Source organism: Kitasatospora sp. NPDC127035 (assembly GCF_042726075.1).
In the GTDB taxonomy this organism is placed as follows: domain Bacteria; phylum Actinomycetota; class Actinomycetes; order Streptomycetales; family Streptomycetaceae; genus Kitasatospora.
Genome location: NZ_JBHXDN010000013.1, coordinates 106,657 through 125,852, shown reverse-complemented (window position 1 = coordinate 125,852; position 19,196 = coordinate 106,657). Strand labels below are relative to the sequence as shown.

The following is a 19,196-nucleotide window of genomic DNA, read 5'->3' as shown; positions in this document are numbered from 1 at the left end:
CATGAAGAATTGCCGGTCGGCCTATCGGGCGCCGACCGGCAATTCTTTTGGTGGAGGCCATGACGGGAATCGAACCCGTGTAAACCGCTTTGCAGGCGGTTCCCTAAACCACTCGGGCACACGGCCGTGGGGTGAGACTGGACTGCGGCGGCGATCAGACGCGGCGGCAGCAGCGACAGGCGCGACAACACCGGGGAGCGGCGGCGCAGGTGCGGGGCGCGGAGGCCACCGTCTTCCTGTCCATGTCCGACTCCTTGTCGTCGTTCGCCGTGTTGGTGAATTCAGTTTGGCGGAATGAGCAGTGGAACGTCAATATCCATTTGTAAATTCTGTGTGGCGGGGTGTGCTACGGTCGAAGACAGGTGGCCCCTTCCGGCCGCCCCGGACGAGCGCGTCGTACCCGGTGACGACAAGACGGCGCAGCACAGCGGCAACCCGGCCGCTGCTGACTGCGGAGGTACGACCGTCATGGCTTGGCTCGTTCTGATCGTTTCCGGCGTCCTGGAGACCGTGTGGGCGGTCGCCCTGGAGTCGTCGAAGGGCTTCTCCCGGCTGGTTCCGACCGTCGTCTTCGGGGTGGCGCTGGCGCTGTCCATGGGCGGACTGGCGTACGCGATGCGCTCGATCCCGATCGGTACCGGCTACGCGGTCTGGGTCGGTATCGGCGCGGTGGGGACGGCCGTGTACGGGATGGCCGTGCTGGGCGACGCGGTGACCGCGGCGCGGATCGGCTGCCTGCTCCTGATCGTCTCCGGCGTGGTGGGCCTCAAGGTGCTGCACTGAGTCGCCGGCCCGCGCATCGACAAGGGCCTCGGTCGGGGCGTCGGTCCTAGGACCGACGGCGGAGGCGGGTGACGACCACGGTCAGGTATCAACGGGGCGTACGGGGCTTACGGTAGTACGTATGACCACAGCCTCCCCCACCTCGGTCGACCCTGACCGCGTCCCGATACCGACCGACCCCGGTGGAGGGGTCCTCGGCAGCCGCTACCGTGCGCTCACCCTCGGCATCGTGTCGGTGGTGCTGCTGCTGGCCTTCGAGGCGACGGCGGTCAACACCGCGATGCCGGTGGCCGCCCGTGAGCTGGACGGGATCGGGCTGTACGCCTTCGCGTTCTCCGGCTACTTCACCACGACGCTGTTCGCGCTGGTCGTCTCCGGCCAGTGGTGCGACCGGCGGGGACCGCTCCAGCCGCTCTTCACCGGCATCGCGGTGTTCGGCGCGGGCCTGGTGGTGGCCGGTGCGGCGCCCGGGATGTGGATCTTCGTGGGGGGCCGGGCGGTCCAGGGTCTGGGCGGCGGGCTGGTGATCGTCGCGCTGTACGTGGTGGTCGGCCGGGCCTACCCGGAGCGGCTGCGGCCGGCGGTGTTCGCGGCCTTCTCGTCGGCCTGGGTGCTGCCCTCGATCATCGGTCCGGTGGTCTCCGGGGCCGTCACCCAGCACCTCGGCTGGCGCTGGGTGTTCCTGGCCGTGCCGGCGCTGATCCTGCTGCCGCTGGCGGTGATGGGTCCGGCGCTGCGCCGGTCGGAGCGGGAACAGCCGCTGCCGAAGGGCGCCGCGTTCGACCGGCGCCGGACGGTGCTGGCCGCGATGGCCGCGCTCGGTGCGGCCCTGCTGCAGTACGCGGGCCAGCGGCTGGACCTGCTCGGCCTGCTGCCGGCGGCGGCCGGTGCGGCGCTGCTGCTCCCGGCCGTGCTGGGGCTGCTGCCGACCGGGACGCTGCGGGCCGGGCGCGGGCTGCCGACGGTGATCCTGCTGCGCGGGGTGGCCGCCGGGGCGTTCTTCGCGGCCGAGGCGTTCATCCCGCTGATGATGGTGACCGAGCGGGACCTCTCGCCGACCCTGGCCGGGCTCACCCTGACCAGCGGCGGGCTCTCCTGGGCGCTGGGCTCCTGGCTCCAGGGCCGGCCCCGGGCCGAGCGGTACCGCGAGGCGATGATCCGGGGCGGGTTCGTGCTGACCGCGGTGGCGATCGCGGGGGCCGCGCTGGTGCTGGTCCCGGAGGTGCCGGTCTGGGTGGCGGCGGTCGCCTGGGGCGTCGGCGGGATCGGCATGGGGCTGACGGTGGCGAGTGTCAGCGTGCTGATGATGAAGCTGTCGGCGCCGCAGGACGCCGGGGCCAACTCGGCCTCGCTGCAGATGAGCGACGCCCTCGGCAACGTGCTGCTGGTGGGGCTGTCCGGGGTGCTGTTCTCGGCGCTGGGCGGCGGCTCGGTGACCGCCGCCCACGACGGGGCCGGGGGGACCGGGACGACCACCGCGTTCGCGGTGATCTTCCTGGTCATGACCGGGGTGGCGCTGCTCGGCGCGCTCGTCTCCGGCCGGGTCCGGAAGGCCGACCCGGTCCGGATCTGACGGGCCGCCCGGCCCGGTCCGCAGGGGCCGGTTCAGCCGACGGCGGCCGGTGCCGGGGCGGGGGCCGGGGCGGGGGAGCCGAGGAAGGTCTCCCAGCCGCCGGCCGGGGCCTGGCCGACGGCGAGGCTCTGCAGCTTGCGCAGCACCGCCGGGTCCTGCGCGTCCAGCCAGTCGACCAGCTGCCGGAACGAGACCAGCCGGACCTCCGGGCGGCCGGCGATCGCCTTGAGCACGTCCTCGACGGCGTTCATGTAGATGCCGCCGTTCCACTCCTCGAAGTGGTTGCCGATGACGAACGGCGCCCGGTTGGTGGTGTACGCCCGCTCGAACCCCATCAGGTAGGCGTCCCGGGCCTGGGTCTGGTACCCGGGGTGGAGCGCCGGGTCGGCCTTGGTGTTGCTGCCGCACTGGTTGAACATGATGTTGTAGTCCATCGAGAGCACCTGGAAGGTGTGCCCGGGGAAGGGGATGGACTGCAGGGGGAGGTCCCAGAGCGCGCCGCCCTGGATCTTCTGGGGCCAGATCTGCGTCCCGTTGCCGCTGCTGTCGTAGCGCCATCCGCGCTTGACGGCGGTGGGCAGCAGGTTGCGCTGGCCCTCCAGGCAGGGGGTGCGGCTGCCGATCAGCTCCTTGCGGTAGTCGAAGGGCAGCGCCGGCAGGTCGGTGAAGCCGGTGGTGGTCCGCCAGTTGGTGACGAAGTCCATCGCCTGCTGGATCTCGTGGTCCCACTCCTCCGGCGACCACTGGCCGACGCCGGTGGCGCCGCAGAAGTGGCCGTTGAAGTGGGTGCCGATCTCGTGGCCCTCCAGCCAGGCGCCGTGCAGGTTCTCCAGCGTGTCGTGGATGTGCTGGTCGCTCAGGTAGCCGATGTCGGAGGCGCCGACCTTGTGCTGCGGGGGGCGGTAGAGGTCCTTCTTGGACTCGGGCAGCAGGTACAGGCCGCTGAGGAAGAAGGTCATCGAGGCGTTGTGCTCCGTGGCGAGCCGGCGGAACCGGGCGAACAGCCCGTTGTCGAGCTCGCCGGCGCCGTCCCAGGAGAAGACCACGAACTGGGGCGGGCGCCCGCCGAGCCCGAGCGGTTCGGCGGTGGGCTGGTTCGGCTGCGGGCCGGTGTCGGAGGTGGAGCCGTCGCCGATCACGGTGACCGGTGGCTTCGCGGCCTCGGTCGGGGGCCCGGCCTGGTCGACCCCGGGGGTGGCCGGCAGCGGCTCCGGGGTGCCCGTCAGCCCGCCGGCGTCGGTCCGGCCGCAGCCGGCCGCGAGGGCGGCTGCGCCGGCGGCACCCGCGGCCAGCAGGGTGCGGCGGGAGAGAGCGTCCATGGTCACTCCGTTCGTGGGGCGTGCGCGGGGAGGCGGGGCACACCAGGCGGGGCACGGCCGGCGGGCACGGCTGTCCGGAGGCGGACAGCGGGCCGGTCAGACAAGTGCGGTGATAGGCCTGTGAACGGGGTCAGCATGGCATGTGATCAAGTTCGGTCGACGGTTCACCACGAACGGTCGGAACTGATCGCCCGAACGATGCAACCAGGACGGTGTTCCTGAGTGTCCGATGAAGAGGTCGTCGCGGTAACCGGCGTCCGCCAGGTGGCGGGCCGGTGTCCTTGTGGTGACATTTCACCCGCTCGGACCAGCTGGGGCCCGCCGGACCCTGCCGAACGGGGGGAGCAAGTACGACCGTCGTATGGATGTGGCATAAGGTCCGATCCGGTTGCATTGCTCTCAGAAAACTTCCAGGAACCGGCAACCGGTTCCTCGTCAGCAGAGGGGAGCGCCGGTGGGCGCCCAGCAGAGCAGGAGCCCGTGGCCGGGCACTCTGGCCGTCGGGGCCGCGCTCGTGCTGGGTGCGTGGCTGCTGAACGACGGCGGTCACGGCGACCTCCCCCCGGCCCCCGGAGCGGGGCAGGCCCTCTCGGGCTTCGCCCCGGTCTCCGTGGTGCCCCCGCTCGGACCCTCGACGCCGACCCGGATCCGGATCCCCTCCGTCCGGCTCGACGCCCCGGTCACCGGCCTCGGCCTCGACCGGGACGGACACCTCCAGACCCCGCCGGAGTCCGACCGCAACCTCGCCGGCTGGTACCGCGGCGGGGCCTCCCCCGGACAGCGGGGCACCGCCATCCTCGCCGGACACGTCGACAACGACAGCGGGCCCGCCGTCTTCTACGACCTGGGCGCGCTCCACCGCGGCGACCGGATCGAGATCCTCCGCGAGGACGGCCGCACCGCCGTCTACCAGCTCTACGCCATCGAAGTGCACGACCGAAAGGACTTCCCGGACGACCGGGTGTACCGCCAGGCCGCCGACGCACAGCTGCGGGTGATCACCTGCGGCGGTGGGTACAGCGAGGACCGCGGCTACCAGGGAAACGTGGTCGCCTACGGTTTCCTGGCCGACACCAAGCAGCCGGGAAAGAACGTATGACCTCCGTCTCCCTCGCCCTGACCTGGAACCCGATCGACTGGCCGCTGACCCGCGGCCCGATCCCGTACGCCATCCTGGCGGCCGGCTGGGGTTCCCTGCTCGTCCTCGCCCTGCTGGCGCGCAGCCGCACCTGGTGGCGCCGCCGGCTCCCGGTCGCGCTGCTCACCGCCGCCGCGGCGAGCCTGCTGCTGGACATCGTGGTCGACGGCTGGTGGCACCCCTTCCCCGAGGGGCTGCCCCGGTACATCACCTGGTGGATCGCCGTCGCCCTGCTCGGGTTGAGCCTGGCCGCCTTCCGGATGCCCGGCACGGCGCTGCGGCGCAAGCTCCTGGCGATCGGCGCCGGGTCGCTCGTGCTGCTGATGGCCTCCTCCCAGGTGAACCGGGGCTTCGACCAGTTCCCGACCGGCCGCGTCATGCTCGCGCCCTGGCTCTCCAAGACCCAGGAGCTGACCACGGCCAAGGCCGCCACGACCGTGAGCCCCCCGCCCGGCAAGGTGATGGAGGAGGTCTGGACGGCCCCGCCGGGGCTGCCGGCGAAGGGCACGGTCTCCACCGTCCCGATCCCGGGGACCAAGTCCGGCTTCAAGGCCCGCGACGCGTACGTCTACCTGCCGCCGGCCTACCAGGCCAGCCCCCGACCGCTGCTCCCGGTCGTGGTGCTCGTCTCCGGCCAGCCCGGGACCCCGGGCGACTGGGTGCTGGCCGGCCAGGTCAACGAGGCGCTCGACGCCTTCGCCGCCCAGCACCAGGGCCTGGCGCCGATCGTGGTGATGCCCGACCAGCTGGGGTCGACCTGGACCAACACGCTCTGCTTCGACTCCAAGATCGCCAACACGCAGACCTACCTGGCCCAGGACGTGCCCGACTGGGTGCGCGCCAACCTCCAGGCGGCCGAGGGGCGGAAGTCCTGGGTGATCGGCGGCGCCTCGATGGGCGGCACCTGCGCGCTCCAGCTCGCCGTCAACGCCCCCGAGGTCTACGGATCGTTCCTGGACATGGCCGGCCAGGACGAGCCCACCCTGGGGACCCGCGCGCAGACCGTCGCGGCGGCCTTCGACGGTGACGAGGCGAAGTTCAACGCCATCGACCCGCTCCAGGTGATGGCCGCCAGGAAGTTCCCGGACACCGCGGCCGCGATCGTGGTCGGCCGCACCGACAACGAGTTCCGTCCGCAGCAGGAGAAGGTGTACAAGGCGGCACTGGATGCGGGGATGAACGCCAAATTCGACCTGATGCCCGGCGGGCACGGCTGGATCATCTTCCGGCCGGGCATCGTCGACCAGTTGCCCTGGATGGCGCAACAGACCGGGCTGATCCGGTGATCCGGCTGGGGGCGGCCTCGGCCCTGTTCGCCGACCGGGGCGAGCCCGCCGTCTCGGCCCAGGGCGTTCCGGTGCAGCCCGCCCGGGCTCCCGGCGTCCGGGCGTCGGACGGCCCGGCACCCGAGCCCTCCGGGCCCAGGACCCCCGCGCCGAAGTCCCCGGCGCCGGACACCCGGCCCGGTCGGCGGCCCGTCCGGGCGGCCGCCGCCCGGATCGTCGCCCGGCTGCGCGCGGCGCCGCTGACCCTCACCCTGCTCGCCGTCCTCTGGGCGGTCGGCGGTGCCTCCGGCAGCCTGGCGCACGGCGCCTCCCGGGGCGTGCTGGCCAAGGCCGGCGTCGGCCTGCCGACCCTGGCCGAGGGCCACTGGTGGGCGCCGGTCACCTCGCTGTTCTGGTGCGCGAGCGCGGGCTCGTACATCTCCACCAGCCTGCTGCTGCTCCTGCTCGGCCCGGTCGCGGAGAGCAGGCTCGGCCGGCCGCGCACGCTCGCCGTCCTGGTCGTCGGGCAGTTGCTGGGCACCCTGCTCGGCAGCGGGCTGAGCGCGGTCGCCGCACGGGCCGACGACCAGTGGGCGGCCGCCGCCGAGCAGACCGCCATTGGACCGGTGACCGGCCTGTTCGCCCTGGCCGGCGTGCTCGGCTACCGGCTGACCGTGCTCTGGCGGCGCCGGCTGCACCTGCTGGTGGTGCTCGTCCCGCTGGTGATGACCCTGTACGTCGGCCACCTGCAGAGCGTCCAGCGGATCTCCGGCGCGCTGATCGGCCTGGCCGCCGGCGCGCTCCTCAGCCGGGGCCGGCCGCACCTGCGCTCGCACCGCTCCTCGCACACCGAGACCCGGGTGCTGGTCGCACTCTGCCTGGTCGCCGCCGCGCTCGGGCCGATGATCGCCTCGCTGTACGACAACGCGGCCGGGCCGTTCAACACCTTCTCCGAGATCTACCTCTCGCACCGCCTCACCCCGGACGAGGTCGCCGAATTCTGCGCCCGCTCGGCCCACGACTGCGCCCGCGCACACGCCGTCGAGCGGATCTTCGACACCCCGGCCCGGCTGATGGCCACGCTGTTCCCGGCCCTGTTGCTGGTGCTCGCCGAGGGTCTGCGCCGCGGTCTGCGGCTCGCCTGGCGGATCACGATCGCCACCGAGCTGCTCTGGACCGCCCTGCTGGTCTGGCTGTTCACCGAGACCGGCACCGGCTCGGGCGACGTCCTCCAGTACTTCGTCGAGGCGCTGCTGCTGCCGCTGATCACCACCGCGCTGCTGCTGGCCACCCGGAAGCGGTTCCCGCTGCGGGTGCCGCGCGCCGTCCTCGGCCGGCTGGCCCTGGTGGTCGGCGGCGCGCTGGCCGTCGCCTCCGCGGCGTACGCGGGCCTGGGCGTGCTGACGGCGGGCCAGTTCGAACCGGGGGCCACCCTCCGAGGACTGGTCGCCGGGCTGCCGGCCCAGTTCCTGCCGCCCGCGTACAACGACCTGATGCCGCACTACCCGATCGCGGTCGGGCCGTTCGCGCGGTTCCTGGAGACGTACTGCGGACTCGCCTTCTGGGCGGTCGCGCTGACCGCGCTGCTGCTGGCCTTCCGGCGGCCGGTGCTGCACGTGGACGCCGAGGACGCCACCCGGGCCCGGGCGCTGCTCACCGAGCACGGCGGCGGGTCGCTCTCCTTCCTCACCACCTGGGACGGCAACCACTACTGGTTCGACGAGGACGGCCGGGCCGCCGTCGCCTACCGGGTGCTGAACACCGTCGCGCTGACCACCGGCGACCCGTTCGGCGCACCGGACGCGCGCCGCCGGGCGGTGGCCGGCTTCGCCCGGTACTGCGACGCCCGGGGCTGGACGCCGTGCTTCTACAGCGTCACCCCGGAGACGCGCTCCGCCGCCGAGCAACTCGGCTGGCGCTCGCTGCAGGTCGCCGAGGACACCGTGGTCGCCCTCCCCGAGCTGGCCTTCACCGGCCGCAAGTGGCAGGACATCAGGACCGCGCTGAACAAGGCCGGCAAGCAGGGCATCACCGCCGAGTGGTGGTCGTACCACGAGGCGCCGATCGCCCTGAAGGAGCAGATCCGGGCCATCTCGGAGGAGTGGGTCTCGGAGAAGGGGCTGCCCGAGATGGGCTTCACCCTCGGCGGCCTGGAGGAGCTGGACGACCCGGCGGTCCGGCTGCTGATCGCCGTCGACCAGGACCGCACCGTGCACGGGCTGACCAGCTGGATGCCGGTCTACGAGAACGGCGAGCCGGTCGGCTGGACGCTGGACTTCATGCGCCGGCGCTCCGACGGGTTCCGCGGCGTGACCGAGTTCCTGATCGCCTCCGCCGCGCTCGGCTTCAAGCAGGAGGGCGCGAGCTTCCTCTCGCTCTCCGGCGCACCGCTGGCCCGCTCGGAGAAGGAACCGCCCACCGGGCTGCAGAAGACCCTGGACTGGTTGGGCCGGGTACTGGAGCCGGTCTACGGCTTCCGCTCGCTGCTGGCGTTCAAGGCGAAGTTCCAGCCGGAGTACCGGCCGATGTACATGGCCTACCCGGACCCGGCGGCGCTGCCCAGCATCACCCGGGCGATCGGCAAGGCGTACCTGCCGCACCTGACGCCGGCGCAGGGCGTCCGGTTGATGCGCAAGCTCTCGTCGTAGCCGGTCGGGACCGGTCGCCCGGGGCGTGACCGGGAAGGGCCCGGGGCGGCCGCCGTCGCCCCGGGCCCTTCGCCGTCCGGGTCCTGCTGGTCCGGGTCCTGCTGGTCCGGGTCCTGCTGTTCGAGGGCCCGCGGCTCAGCCGAGCAGCTCGGCGAGCGCGCGGTCGGCGTCCAGGTGCAGGTGCTCCTCGCCCTCCGGGACGACCAGCCGGCTGCGCCACAGGAACTTCCGCAGGTCGTCGGAGTCGAACCCGACCAGCGCGGTGCCCTCGGGCGCGCGCAGCTCGACCATGGTGCGCCGGCCGGGCGCGGGCCGGACGTGGACGTCGCCGGCCCCGGAGGGCAGCTCCAGGCCGTCGGCGAGCAGCCCGCGGGCGAAGACCCAGACGATGTCGTCGCCGTGGTCGGGGCCGGCCGCCTCGGCCCGGTCGTCCAGCGAGAACTCGGCGGGGAAGGCCATGCGGACGGCGAGCGGATCCTCCGGCACGTAGGCCAGCGTCACCCGGAGCCGGGCGGAACGGTGGGGGGAGAGGATCAGGCGGGCCTGGACGGTCTCTTCGACGACGGTGTGCACGGCGGGGTCCCTTCGCTGGTGTGAGGCCTGTGACGGCTGTGGAGGGTGGGGTGGCCTCACCCGGATGAGAGACGGTCCGGGGGGTTCCGATTACCTGCCTTTCCCGGGTTTTCCGATGTGATGCGCGTCACGTCGCTTTCCGGCCGTGCGGGCCGTGCGCGGGCCACGCGCGGACCCGCCCCGGCCGCCCGTTCGGCGCCGGGCCCGGTAGGCTGGGTGGGTTGCCCGATCGCCGCCCGACCGCGGGACGGGGCTGCCAAACCGCCTCTGACCTGCGATGATCCCCCCTCGGAGACCGTGAGTACTGCCGCCGCCTCCTCGATGCCGCTCTTCTCCGACGCGGACGAGCCGCACGCGCCCGTCCGGCCGAGCGGCCATGCCGCGCCGACCTCCTCGCACCACCTGTCGCCGGCGTTCCCCGGCCGCGCCCCCTGGGGCACCGCCGGCAAGCTCCGGGCCTGGCAGCAGGGGGCGCTGGACAAGTACATCGAGAGCCAGCCCCGCGACTTCCTCGCCGTCGCCACCCCGGGCGCCGGTAAGACCACCTTCGCGCTGACGCTGGCCTCGTACCTGCTCCACAACCACCTGATCCAGCAGATCACCGTGGTCGCACCGACCGAGCACCTGAAGAAGCAGTGGGCCGAGGCCGCCGCGCGGATAGGCATCAAGCTGGACCCGGCCTACTCCTCCGGTCCGCTCTCCCGGGAGTACCACGGCATCGTCGTCACCTACGCGGGCATCGGCGTGAACCCGATGCTGCACCGCAACCGGACCGAGGCCCGCAAGACGCTGGTCATCATGGACGAGATCCACCACGCCGGTGACTCGAAGTCCTGGGGCGAGGCCTGCTTCGAGGCCTTCGAGCCGGCCGCCCGCCGGCTCGCGCTCACCGGGACGCCGTTCCGCTCGGACACCAACCCGATCCCGTTCGTCCAGTACGAGGCGGGCGGTGACGGCATCCGCAAGTCGGTCGCCGACTACACCTACGGCTACGGGCACGCGCTCGCCGACCACGTCGTCCGTCCGGTGATCTTCCTGTCGTACAGCGGCAACATGCGCTGGCGCACGAAATCCGGCGACGAGCTGGAGGCCCGGCTCGGCGAGCCGATGACCAAGGACCTGATCGCCCAGGCGTGGCGGACCGCGCTGGCCCCGCAGGGCGAGTGGATCCCGGCCGTGCTCCAGGCCGCCGACCGGCGGCTGAGCGAGGTCCGCAAGGCGATCCCGGACGCCGGCGGCCTGGTGATCGCCACCGACCAGAACACCGCCCGCTCCTACGCCAAGATGCTGCGCGAGATCACCGGGGAGAAGGCCACCGTGGTGCTCTCCGACGAGGTGGAGGCGTCCAAGCGGATCTCCGACTACGCGGACGGTGACTCGCGCTGGATGGTCGCCGTCCGGATGGTGTCCGAGGGCGTCGACGTGCCGCGCCTGGCGGTCGGCGTCTACGCCACCTCGATCTCCACCCCGCTCTTCTTCGCGCAGGCCGTCGGACGTTTCGTGCGTGCCCGCAAGCGGGGCGAGACGGCCTCCGTCTTCCTGCCGACCATCCCGACGCTGCTGGGCTTCGCCAACGAGATGGAGCTCCAGCGCGACCACGTGCTGGACCGGCCGAAGAAGGAGGGCGAGGGCCTCTTCGACGAGGAGGACCGGCTGCTCGCCGAGGCCGAGCGGGCCAACGACGGTCCGGACGGCGCCGGTGGCGACGAGTTCTCGTACGAGGCGCTGGGCTCCGACGCGGTCTTCGACCGGGTGCTGTACAACGCCATGGAGTTCGGCATGCAGGCGCACCCGGGCAGCGAGGAGGAGGAGGACTACCTCGGTATCCCGGGCCTGCTGGAGCCGGACCAGGTGCAGATGCTGCTGCAGAAGCGCCAGCACCGCCAGATCCAGCGGAGCAAGAGCAAGCCGGCCGAGGAGGCCGACCTGCTGGAGCTGCCGGCCGAGCAGCGGCCCGTGGTGACGCACCAGGAACTCCGGGAACTGCGCAAGGAGTTGAACGCCCTCGTGGCGGCCTGGCACCACCGCACCAGTCAGCCGCACGGCACCATCCACAACGAGCTGCGCCGCCAGTGCGGTGGGCCGCTGACCGCGCAGGCGACCGTCAATCAGTTGAATGCGCGGATCGCCCAGATCCGGGAATGGGCCAAGTAACCGCCTGTCGGGGAAGTTCGGGGGCCGTCGGTACTCCGGCAGTGCTTCCTCGTCGCCTGCTCGGCGTCGAGGGAGTGCTGTGACCATAAGGTCATGTGACGTTCAGGTAGTCGCGAAGGATTCGTGGAGACAGTCAGTGTGATGATCGGCTAATGTTCCGCGTGCCGAACCGCCGTCGAGCTGTCGAAGCCGTGCGCCCACCCGTCCGTGGTCGCCGCCGAAGCCTCGGTGACATCGGTTCGCCGCACCTCACCGACCCGGCCCGCGACCCACCGTCGCGCCCGGGACTGCCTGTCTTCAAGGAGCACACCGATCGTGTCGTACCCCCCGCACCAGCAGCCCGAGCTCTCCGACAAGTCGAAGATCGTCGCCGGCATCCTGACGATCCTGCTCGGCAGCCTGGGCATCGGCCGCTTCTACACCGGTCACATCGGCATGGGCATCGCCCAGCTGCTGACCTGCGGCGGCCTCGGCGTCTGGTCGCTGATCGACGGCATCCTGTTCCTCACCAGCAACGACCGGACCGACGCCCAGGGCCGGCTGCTGCGCAGCTGACCCTTGCGCCCGTTCGCGAAGGTGCGTCGCCGCCCCGGCTCAGGCCGGGGCGGCTTCGCCGTTCCCGGAACCGCCGGCCGGGGGCGGGCCCGGCTGCGTACCGCCTGGCCGCCGGTCGCGGTGCTCGCCGGTGGCCTGGCCGGCGCCGCGTACCTCTGGTCGCGCAACCCCCACCTGCCGGGACAGGTCCTGCCGTTCTGCCCCTGGCGCAAGGTCACCGGCCTGGACTGCCCCGGCTGCGGCGGCACCCGGATGGCCTACGACCTCATGCACGGTGACCTCGCCGCGGCCTGGCAGGACAACGCGGCGCTGCTGCTGTCGCTCCCGCTGGTCGCCGCGCTCTACCTGGTCTGGCTGCGGCACGGCCTGGCGGGGCGGCGCTGGCAGCCGCCGCTCGGCCGGCGCGGGACGGCGGTGCTGATCGGCGTGGCGACGGCCTGGACGGTCCTGCGCAACCTGTTCTGACCGGACGGCCGGACGGCCCGCCCCGTGGCGTCCGAGTGTCCGGACTTCGGAGTGTGGTCGAACTTGCGTCCCGGTGGGCTGGGAAAAATATGACCCTTTGTCCCCGTTCGTCAAGGCCCGAACAATCGATCTTGACCGAATTTTGGACAACCACTTCCGCCGCCGCAATTCCTTCACTACCTTTCCCACACGCTCTCCCGCCGGGTGACCCCCGCGAGACGGGCGCGCAGGGCCCCAGGACGTCAAGGACGACACACCGCGGCCCGAGCGCGGCCACCCACCCTGCGCGCGACATTCGAGTCCCGGACCGGTCAGCCGATCCGCGACCCGCCGCGGAAAGGAATGCGCGTCGTGACTGCAGAGACCTCCCAAACCCTGGACCGAGGCGTCCGGGTCCTCAAACTCCTCGCCGACTCGGAACGCGGGCTCACCGTCACCGAGCTGGCGGCCCGGCTCGCCGTCAACCGGACCGTCGTCTACCGGCTGCTGGCCACCCTGGAACAGCACGGGCTGGTCCGCCGGGACATCGGAGGCCGGGCCCGGGTCGGGCTGGGCGTCCTGCGGCTCGCCCACCGCGTCCATCCGCTGCTGCGCGAGGCCGCGCTGCCCGCCCTGCGCAGCCTCGCCGAGGACCTCGGTGCCACCGCGCACCTCACCCTGGTGGACGGCAACGAGGCGCTGGCCGTGGCCGTGGTCGAGCCCAGCTGGACCGACTTCCACGTCGCCTACCGGACCGGACTGCGCCACCCGCTGGGCGAGAGCGCGGCCGGCCGGGCGATCCTGGAGGCGCGGGCCTTCCCGAGCCAGCGCCGGCCCGAGCAGGGGTTCGTCATCACCCGGGCGGAGGAGCAGTCCGGGGCTTCCGGCGCCGCCGCCGCGCTGCTGGGACTGAGCGGGATCGAGGGCAGCGTCGGTGTGGTGATGCTCAACGGACTCGTCCCGGAACGGGTCGGCCCGCGGGTGGTGGAGGCGGCCACCGAGGTCGCCGACGCACTGCGGTAGCGGACGCACGGCCGGGGAACGGGCCCGCCGGTCGTACCGCGCCCCGGGCCGGGCGGTCCGGCGGGCCGGCCGGGGGGCCGTGTACGTGCCCGCCCGGCGGCCCCGGTGTGTTTGGATGCCTCTGTGTCCGACTCCAAGCTGCCCAAGGCCCTGACCGCCCCCCGGACCCGAGCGCTCGCGCTCTGCGGGGCGCTGGTCGCCGCACTGTTCGGCGTGGCCGCCTTCGTTCCGCTGCCGTACACGCTGACCTGGCCGGGCGTGACCGCGGACACCCTCGGCAGCTATCAGGACCGGCCGGTGCTGACCGTCACCGGGGCGCCGGTCCGGAACACCAGGGGGCAGCTGCGGATGGTGACCATCTCGGCGACCAACCCGGGGGAGCGGGCCACCCTCTGGCGTTCGCTCCAGGCCTGGTTCGACCAGGAGGAGGCCGTCCGGCCGACCGACACCGTCTACCCGCAGGGCGACCCGGCCAAGGCGGAGGAGGTGACGGCCCAGCAGATGGCGCAGTCGCAGGACAGCGCCACCGCGGCCGCGCTCTCCTACCTCCACCTCTCACCCGACCAGGTGAAGGTGAAGGTCGACCTCGGCGACATCGGCGGCCCGAGCGCGGGCCAGATGCTGGCGCTCGGGATCGTCGACAAGCTCGCGGGGGACGGCAAGGGCGGCGACCTCACGGGCGGGCTGACCGTCGCGGGCACGGGGACCATCGACGACCAGGGGACGATCGGGGCCGTGGGCGGTGTCCCGCTCAAGACGCAGGCGGCCGCGCGGGACGGCGCGACGGTGTTCCTGCTGCCCAAGGACGAGTGCGCGGACGCGAAGGTGAACACGCCCGACGGGCTGCGGCTGGTGCCGGTGGGGACGCTGGCGGAGGCGGTCTCGGCGCTGGACGCGCTGCGGACGGGCGGGACCGTCCCCGGCTGCTGAGGGCGGGCGGTGCGTCCGGCGGGCGGTGCGTCCGGTCGGCGGTGTATCCGGCGGGCGGTGCGTCCGGTCGGCGGTGTATCCGGCGGGCGGTGCGTCCGGCGGAAATCCCGGCGCCCGGTGATCGGCGCCCCCGGCCCCGGGCCGGGGCCGATCACTCCGCCGCGGCCTGGTCGACCAGCGGGAGGATCCGGTACGGCACCGGGTTCTCCAGCGCGATCGCCGTCGAGGACCGGACGATCCCGTCGAACCCCACCACCCGGTCGATCACCCGCTGCAGATCGGCGTTGGACCGGGCCACGATCCGCACCATCATGTCGCCGTGGCCGGTGATGGTGTGCAGTTCCAGGACCTCCGGCACCGACGCCAGGTGCCTGCGCACGTCGGCGCCCTGGCCCTGGGAGATCTCCAGGGTCGCGAAGGCCGTCACCGGGTAGCCCAGGGCCGCCGGGTCCACCTCGGGACCGAACCCGCCGATCACGCCCCGCGCCTGGAGCCGGTCCAGTCGTGCCTGCACCGTGCCGCGCGCGACCTGGAGCCGGCGCGAGCACTCCAGCACCCCGATCCGGGGTTCCTCGGCGAGCAGCCGGATCAGCCGGCCGTCCAGCGCGTCGATCGCGTCGTTGGTGCTCCCGGCCGTACCGCCGGGCAGGACGCCCGAGGGGCCGCCGGTCGGATTGCCGAGGGCACTGCCGCCGGGGGCGCCGGTCGGGCCGCCGGCCGGGCTGCCCGCAGGGCCGCCGGAGGGGGCGCCGGTCGGGCCGGAATGTCCTTGACCGACGGGCGAGTTGGACGATCCGGGGGAGCCGGGCGCATGGGCGGGGGGCATCGCGGGCTCCGTCCTCCGGTGGGCATTCTGTACAGCGGTCCGGTCGATTCTCCCGCCCCGGAGCACACCTTGACCAGGAGGAAACGGAACAGTTGCGTGGAGGTCGACTCGGCGCCACCCTCCAGCCACAACCCCGTGAGCCGGTCCCCGTACCGGCGGACGGGACCGTCAACCGTGGTCCGTACACCTACCGGGAGGGCCGACATGACCGACACCGCCATCGAACCCGTGCTGCTCACCGCCGGCCTGGGAGAGCCCGAGCTCCTCCCCATGGGCCATGCCGACGCGGTGGTCTTCGCGGTCGGCGACGCCGAGCGGGCGGCCCGCCGGTACGCCGTCGCGCTCGGCCTCCGCTGTACGGCCTACGCAGGACCCGAGACCGGCGAGCCGGAGACCGTCTCCTACGTCCTGCGGGCACCCGGGACGCGGTTCGTGCTCACCTCCCTCGTCCAGGTGATCGGCCCGCGCGGCCGGGAACTGGCCGGGTACCTGGCCCGGCACGGCGACGGCGTCGTCGACCTCGCGGTCTCCGTGCCGGACGTCTGTTACGCGTACGACTTCGCCGTCGACCGGGGCGCGGCCTCGCTGGCCGAGCCCTACGAGGTGCGGGACGCGTACGGCACGGTGGTGCTCGCCGCGATCGGTGTGCCCGGCGGAACCCGGCACACCCTGGTCGACCGGTCCCGGTACGCCGGCCCGTACCTGCCCGGCTACGTCCCCTTCGACCGGTGGTGACGGCTGCCGGGGCGCCCGCGGTCAGCGGGTGACGGTGTCGACCACCGGCGGGTGGCCGTTCCAGTAGACGAACACCGAATTGGCCTGGTTGTCCTTGGTGAAGTCCACCCGGATCCACTGCGGGCCGTTCCAGACCTGCATCTTCCACCCCTGGTCCGGCGCGGCGGAGATCAGCGAGGCGTTGTCCGTCTTGAGGTCCAGGGCGACCTTGCCGCCCGGGACGAGATAGCTGCGCACGGAGGACGTGGTGGAGGTGACCGGCGAGGGTCGGTGCGGGGACGGAGCGGCGGCGGAGGGAGCCGCGGGCGTCGCGGGGGGCGACGGCGCCACGGGGGCGGTGGGCCGCGGGGAGCTCGCCGACGCGGTCGGCGGCGCCGCGGGCGACTCCGACCGGGTCGCCGACTGCTGCTGCGTCACCGTGAGCGTCGGCGTGGGTCTCGCCCCGTCGGCCGACGCCGGGGACGGCAACGGCAGCGCGGTGGGCTGTTCGAAGGCGGCGCCGGTCAGCACCGCGTGCACGCCGAACCAGGACAGCGCCACCGCCGCCCCGGTGGCCGCCGCCCAGGCGCCGAGCTGTACCAGTCCGTTCCGCATCGTGCGCACATCCTGCCGTACTCGCGGGCCGGGCAGACGGGCGCCCCGGTACTTAGGCAGGGAACTTGCACAAACCCCCGGCGGCCCGGCCGAACCGGTGCCGACCTGGCCGGCGGTCCCGTCCGGAGCCACCCCGAGGTACAGACCATTCGGGGGCGATGGCGTACCGTGCAGCCCCATGGCAACAGTGCTCGTGGTCGAGGACGACCCCTTCGTGCGATCCGCCCTCATCCGCCACCTGTCCGACACCGGCCACGCGGTTCGTAGCGTGGGCACGGCACTTGAGGCATTGCGCGAGGTCGCCCAGGTCGGCTGTGACCTGGTGATCCTCGATCTCGGACTGCCGGACCTGGACGGCAGCGAGGCCCTCAAGATGATCCGTGGACTGACCAACGTCCCGGTGATCATCTCCACCGCCCGCGACGACGAGGCCGAGATCGTCCGGCTGCTCAACGACGGCGCCGACGACTACCTGGTGAAGCCGTTCTCCGGGGAACACCTCAGCGCCCGGATGGCCGCCGTGCTGCGCCGGCTCGGCGGCGGCGCGGCGCCGGTCAGCCAGGTGCTGCGGGTCGGCGGGCTGGCCATCGACCTCCAGCGCCGGGAGGCCTCGCTGGACGGCAGACCGCTCGACCTGACCCGTCGGGAGTTCGACCTGCTGGCCTTCCTCGCTGCCAGGCCCGGCGTGGTCGTGCCGCGCAAGGAGATCCTGGCCGAGGTGTGGCGGCAGACCTACGGCGGGGACCAGACCATCGACGTGCACCTCTCGTGGCTGCGGCGCAAGCTCGGCGAGACCGCGTCCAGTCCCCGTTACCTGCACACCGTGCGCGGCGTCGGGGTCCGGCTGGAGGCCGCCGGGCACCCCGCCGGGCCCGGGCCCGTCCCCGGGGAGCGCCGGACATGAGGAGGTTCGGACACTCGCTGCGCTGGGCCCTGATCAAGGCCGCCGTGGCCGGGACCACCATGGTCGCGCTGGCCTTCCTCATCCCGCTCGGCCTGATGGTCCAGCAGACCGCCCGGGACCGGGCGTTCACCGCGGCCGAGCGGCAGGCGGCGGCGCTCGGTCCGGCGCTCGCCATCACCACCGACCAGGACGCCATAGCCCGGGCGGTGGCGTCCACCGACGCGGGTGCGCAGGGGCGGATGGCCGTGCACCTGCCGCCGCCCGAGGGGGCGGGGACCAAGGCGTCCACGGGGTCGGGGCCGGGTGCGACCGCCGGTCCGACGGGCGGTCCGTCAGGCGGAGTTCCGGGCCCGGCGTCCGCCGGTGCGGGCAGCGGCGGCCCGGGCGCGGTCGCGAGCGGGTCGGCGGCGAGCGGGGTGGCCGCGGCGCAGGCCGGGCCGGGTCCCGCGCCGGTGGGATCCGGGGCGGCCGGGCCCGGGCCGTCGGCCGGTGCGACCATCGGCGAGGTCCGCGCCCTGGGCGCCGACGTGACCACCGCGGGCGTCCAGGGACGTTCGTTCACCGTCGAGGTCCCGGGCGGGTACGCGCTGCTCCAGCCGGTTGCGGTGGACACCGTCCGGACCGCCGTGGTCGAGGTGTTCGTGGCCGACGGCGACCTCACCCGGGGTGTCTCGACCGCCTGGCAGGTGCTCTCCGGGGTCGCGCTGGCCCTGGTCGCCATCTCGGTCCTGGTCGCCGACCGGATGGGTGCGCGGATCGTCGCCTCCGCCCGCCGGCTGGCCGCCGCCGCCCGCTCGCTGGGCTCCGGGAACCTCACCGTCCGGGTGCCGGTGGAGGGCAAGCAGGCCGCGGGCAGCCCCGAGGAACTGCGCGAGGCCGCCCACGCGTTCAACGCGATGGCCGATCGTGTCGTGCAACTCCTGGCAGCCGAACGCGAGTTGGCCGCAGATCTGTCGCACCGGCTGCGTACCCCGCTGACCGTGCTGCGGCTCAACGCGGCCTCGCTCGGCGAAGGGGACGCGGCGGACGCCACCCGGCACGCCGTCTCCCAGCTGGAGCGCGAGGTCGACCAGATCATCCGGTCGGCCCGGCGGGCGCCGGAGGACGCGCCCGTCGTCCTGGTCGGCTGCGACGCCGCCGAGGTGATCCGGGAGCGGGTCGGCTTCTGGTCCGCACTCGCCGAGGACGAGGGCCGCCGCTGGCAGCTGGCGGGCGCCGAGCGGGAGACGCCCGTCCCGGTCCAGCGCGGGGACCTCGCCGCCGCCGTCGACGCGCTGCTCGGCAACGTCTTCCGGCACACGGCGATCGGCACCGCCTTCTCGGTGGACGTGATGGCCACCGAGAGCTCGGTGATCGTGCTGGTCGGCGACGCCGGTCCCGGTTTCACCGACCCGGCCGCCGCCCTGAAGCGCGGTGAGGGCCACGGTGGCGAGGGCTCCACGGGTCTGGGCCTGGACATCGTCCGCAAGCTCGCCGAGGCCACCGGGGGCGACCTCGCGCTCGGCAGCTCGTCGGTGCTCGGCGGCGCCGAGATCCGGCTCAGGTTGCAGAGCCGGCAGGACGGCATCGTGCCGGCCCGGACCGGGCGGACCAGCCGGCGTCGCAGCCGCGGGGCGCTGTTCTCGCGCTGATCGCCCGCGCGATGACTTGGCGAAAGGTTTCGGCACCGGTGCGGTGAGACGTCCGCTCCTCTTTCTTAAGCGCACCGTAAGAGAGCTCTACCCCTGGCTCA

At 73.2% G+C, this 19,196-nt stretch carries 17 protein-coding genes, 1 tRNA gene and 1 riboswitch; of the genes, 13 read left to right on the top strand and 5 right to left on the bottom strand.

Annotated elements, in window-relative coordinates:
* Window positions 1-51: 51 nt before the first annotated feature.
* A tRNA-Cys gene (locus tag ACFWIC_RS11810) sits at window positions 52-126 on the bottom strand.
* Between the two features lie 233 nt (window positions 127-359).
* Window positions 360-424: riboswitch (guanidine-III (ykkC-III) riboswitch) on the top strand.
* A gap of 44 nt (window positions 425-468) precedes the next feature.
* Between ACFWIC_RS11810 and ACFWIC_RS11805 the strand changes: the two genes are divergently transcribed.
* Both ACFWIC_RS11805 and ACFWIC_RS11800 read left to right on the top strand, forming a co-directional pair.
* Entirely contained in the window at window positions 469-783 is a 315-nt protein-coding gene (locus ACFWIC_RS11805; RefSeq protein ID WP_329883587.1) for an SMR family transporter, read from the top strand.
* 121 nt (window positions 784-904) lie between these two features.
* Window positions 905-2,356 carry an MFS transporter gene (locus tag ACFWIC_RS11800; RefSeq protein ID WP_380517989.1) on the top strand — a complete coding sequence of 484 codons (1,452 nt, stop codon included), beginning with the start codon at window positions 905-907 and terminating at the stop codon, window positions 2,354-2,356.
* A 32-nt stretch (window positions 2,357-2,388) separates the two neighbouring features.
* Here the strand turns inward: ACFWIC_RS11800 and ACFWIC_RS11795 are convergent, their stop codons facing one another.
* Window positions 2,389-3,675 (bottom strand): hypothetical protein, encoded by a 1,287-nt coding sequence (locus ACFWIC_RS11795; RefSeq protein WP_355399123.1) that lies wholly within the window; start codon window positions 3,673-3,675, stop codon window positions 2,389-2,391.
* Between the two features lie 454 nt (window positions 3,676-4,129).
* On the opposite strand from ACFWIC_RS11795, the gene ACFWIC_RS11790 reads away from it, so the two are divergent.
* Genes ACFWIC_RS11790 through ACFWIC_RS11780 form a run of 3 tightly spaced genes read left to right on the top strand, consistent with a single transcriptional unit; the run spans window position 4,130 to window position 8,726 of the window.
* Window positions 4,130-4,774, top strand: a complete 645-nt coding sequence (locus tag ACFWIC_RS11790; RefSeq protein ID WP_329883590.1) for a class F sortase — start codon at window positions 4,130-4,132, stop codon at window positions 4,772-4,774.
* Window positions 4,771-6,099, top strand: coding sequence for an alpha/beta hydrolase-fold protein (locus tag ACFWIC_RS11785; RefSeq protein WP_329952505.1), 1,329 nt, complete (start codon window positions 4,771-4,773; stop codon window positions 6,097-6,099). The genes ACFWIC_RS11790 and ACFWIC_RS11785 overlap by 4 nt, the downstream gene beginning before the upstream one ends.
* The gene (locus ACFWIC_RS11780; RefSeq protein WP_329952504.1) at window positions 6,096-8,726 is read left to right on the top strand and encodes a DUF2156 domain-containing protein; all 2,631 of its coding nucleotides are present in this window, start codon (window positions 6,096-6,098) and stop codon (window positions 8,724-8,726) included. Before ACFWIC_RS11785 ends, ACFWIC_RS11780 begins: the two co-directional genes overlap by 4 nt.
* A 135-nt stretch (window positions 8,727-8,861) precedes the next feature.
* On the opposite strand, the gene ACFWIC_RS11775 is transcribed toward ACFWIC_RS11780, so the two are convergent.
* Entirely contained in the window at window positions 8,862-9,299 is a 438-nt protein-coding gene (locus ACFWIC_RS11775; RefSeq protein ID WP_329883593.1) for an SsgA family sporulation/cell division regulator, read from the bottom strand.
* A 321-nt stretch (window positions 9,300-9,620) separates the two neighbouring features.
* Between ACFWIC_RS11775 and ACFWIC_RS11770 the strand changes: the two genes are divergently transcribed.
* The 5 genes from ACFWIC_RS11770 to ACFWIC_RS11750 all read left to right on the top strand — a co-directional run bounded on the left by ACFWIC_RS11770 (window position 9,621) and on the right by ACFWIC_RS11750 (window position 14,405).
* Window positions 9,621-11,453 carry a DEAD/DEAH box helicase gene (locus ACFWIC_RS11770; RefSeq protein ID WP_329883746.1) on the top strand — a complete coding sequence of 611 codons (1,833 nt, stop codon included), beginning with the start codon at window positions 9,621-9,623 and terminating at the stop codon, window positions 11,451-11,453.
* A 315-nt stretch (window positions 11,454-11,768) separates the two neighbouring features.
* Window positions 11,769-12,008 (top strand): TM2 domain-containing protein, encoded by a 240-nt coding sequence (locus tag ACFWIC_RS11765; protein ID WP_329883594.1) that lies wholly within the window; start codon window positions 11,769-11,771, stop codon window positions 12,006-12,008.
* 21 nt (window positions 12,009-12,029) lie between these two features.
* On the top strand, window positions 12,030-12,473 hold the full coding sequence (locus ACFWIC_RS11760) for a DUF2752 domain-containing protein (protein ID WP_380356126.1): 444 nt from the start codon (window positions 12,030-12,032) through the stop codon (window positions 12,471-12,473).
* Between the two features lie 351 nt (window positions 12,474-12,824).
* Entirely contained in the window at window positions 12,825-13,475 is a 651-nt protein-coding gene (locus ACFWIC_RS11755) for an IclR family transcriptional regulator (RefSeq protein ID WP_270146684.1), read from the top strand.
* Between the two features lie 123 nt (window positions 13,476-13,598).
* Entirely contained in the window at window positions 13,599-14,405 is an 807-nt protein-coding gene (locus ACFWIC_RS11750) for a S16 family serine protease (RefSeq protein WP_329952502.1), read from the top strand.
* A gap of 151 nt (window positions 14,406-14,556) precedes the next feature.
* Here ACFWIC_RS11750 and ACFWIC_RS11745 read toward each other — a convergent pair whose 3' ends face one another.
* A complete protein-coding gene (locus ACFWIC_RS11745) occupies window positions 14,557-15,054 on the bottom strand; it encodes an Lrp/AsnC family transcriptional regulator (protein ID WP_329883747.1) in 498 nt (165 codons plus the stop codon).
* 381 nt (window positions 15,055-15,435) lie between these two features.
* Here ACFWIC_RS11745 and ACFWIC_RS11740 point away from each other — a divergent pair, with 381 nt between their 5' ends.
* The gene (locus ACFWIC_RS11740) at window positions 15,436-15,966 is read left to right on the top strand and encodes a VOC family protein (protein WP_355399135.1); all 531 of its coding nucleotides are present in this window, start codon (window positions 15,436-15,438) and stop codon (window positions 15,964-15,966) included.
* Window positions 15,967-15,987: 21 nt separating this feature from the next.
* On the opposite strand, the gene ACFWIC_RS11735 is transcribed toward ACFWIC_RS11740, so the two are convergent.
* Entirely contained in the window at window positions 15,988-16,560 is a 573-nt protein-coding gene (locus tag ACFWIC_RS11735) for a hypothetical protein (RefSeq protein WP_329883597.1), read from the bottom strand.
* Between the two features lie 178 nt (window positions 16,561-16,738).
* On the opposite strand from ACFWIC_RS11735, the gene ACFWIC_RS11730 reads away from it, so the two are divergent.
* Both ACFWIC_RS11730 and ACFWIC_RS11725 read left to right on the top strand, forming a co-directional pair.
* On the top strand, window positions 16,739-17,464 hold the full coding sequence (locus tag ACFWIC_RS11730; protein ID WP_329883598.1) for a response regulator transcription factor: 726 nt from the start codon (window positions 16,739-16,741) through the stop codon (window positions 17,462-17,464).
* The gene (locus ACFWIC_RS11725; protein WP_380517981.1) at window positions 17,461-19,095 is read left to right on the top strand and encodes an ATP-binding protein; all 1,635 of its coding nucleotides are present in this window, start codon (window positions 17,461-17,463) and stop codon (window positions 19,093-19,095) included. Before ACFWIC_RS11730 ends, ACFWIC_RS11725 begins: the two co-directional genes overlap by 4 nt.
* Window positions 19,096-19,196: the final 101 nt, after the last annotated feature.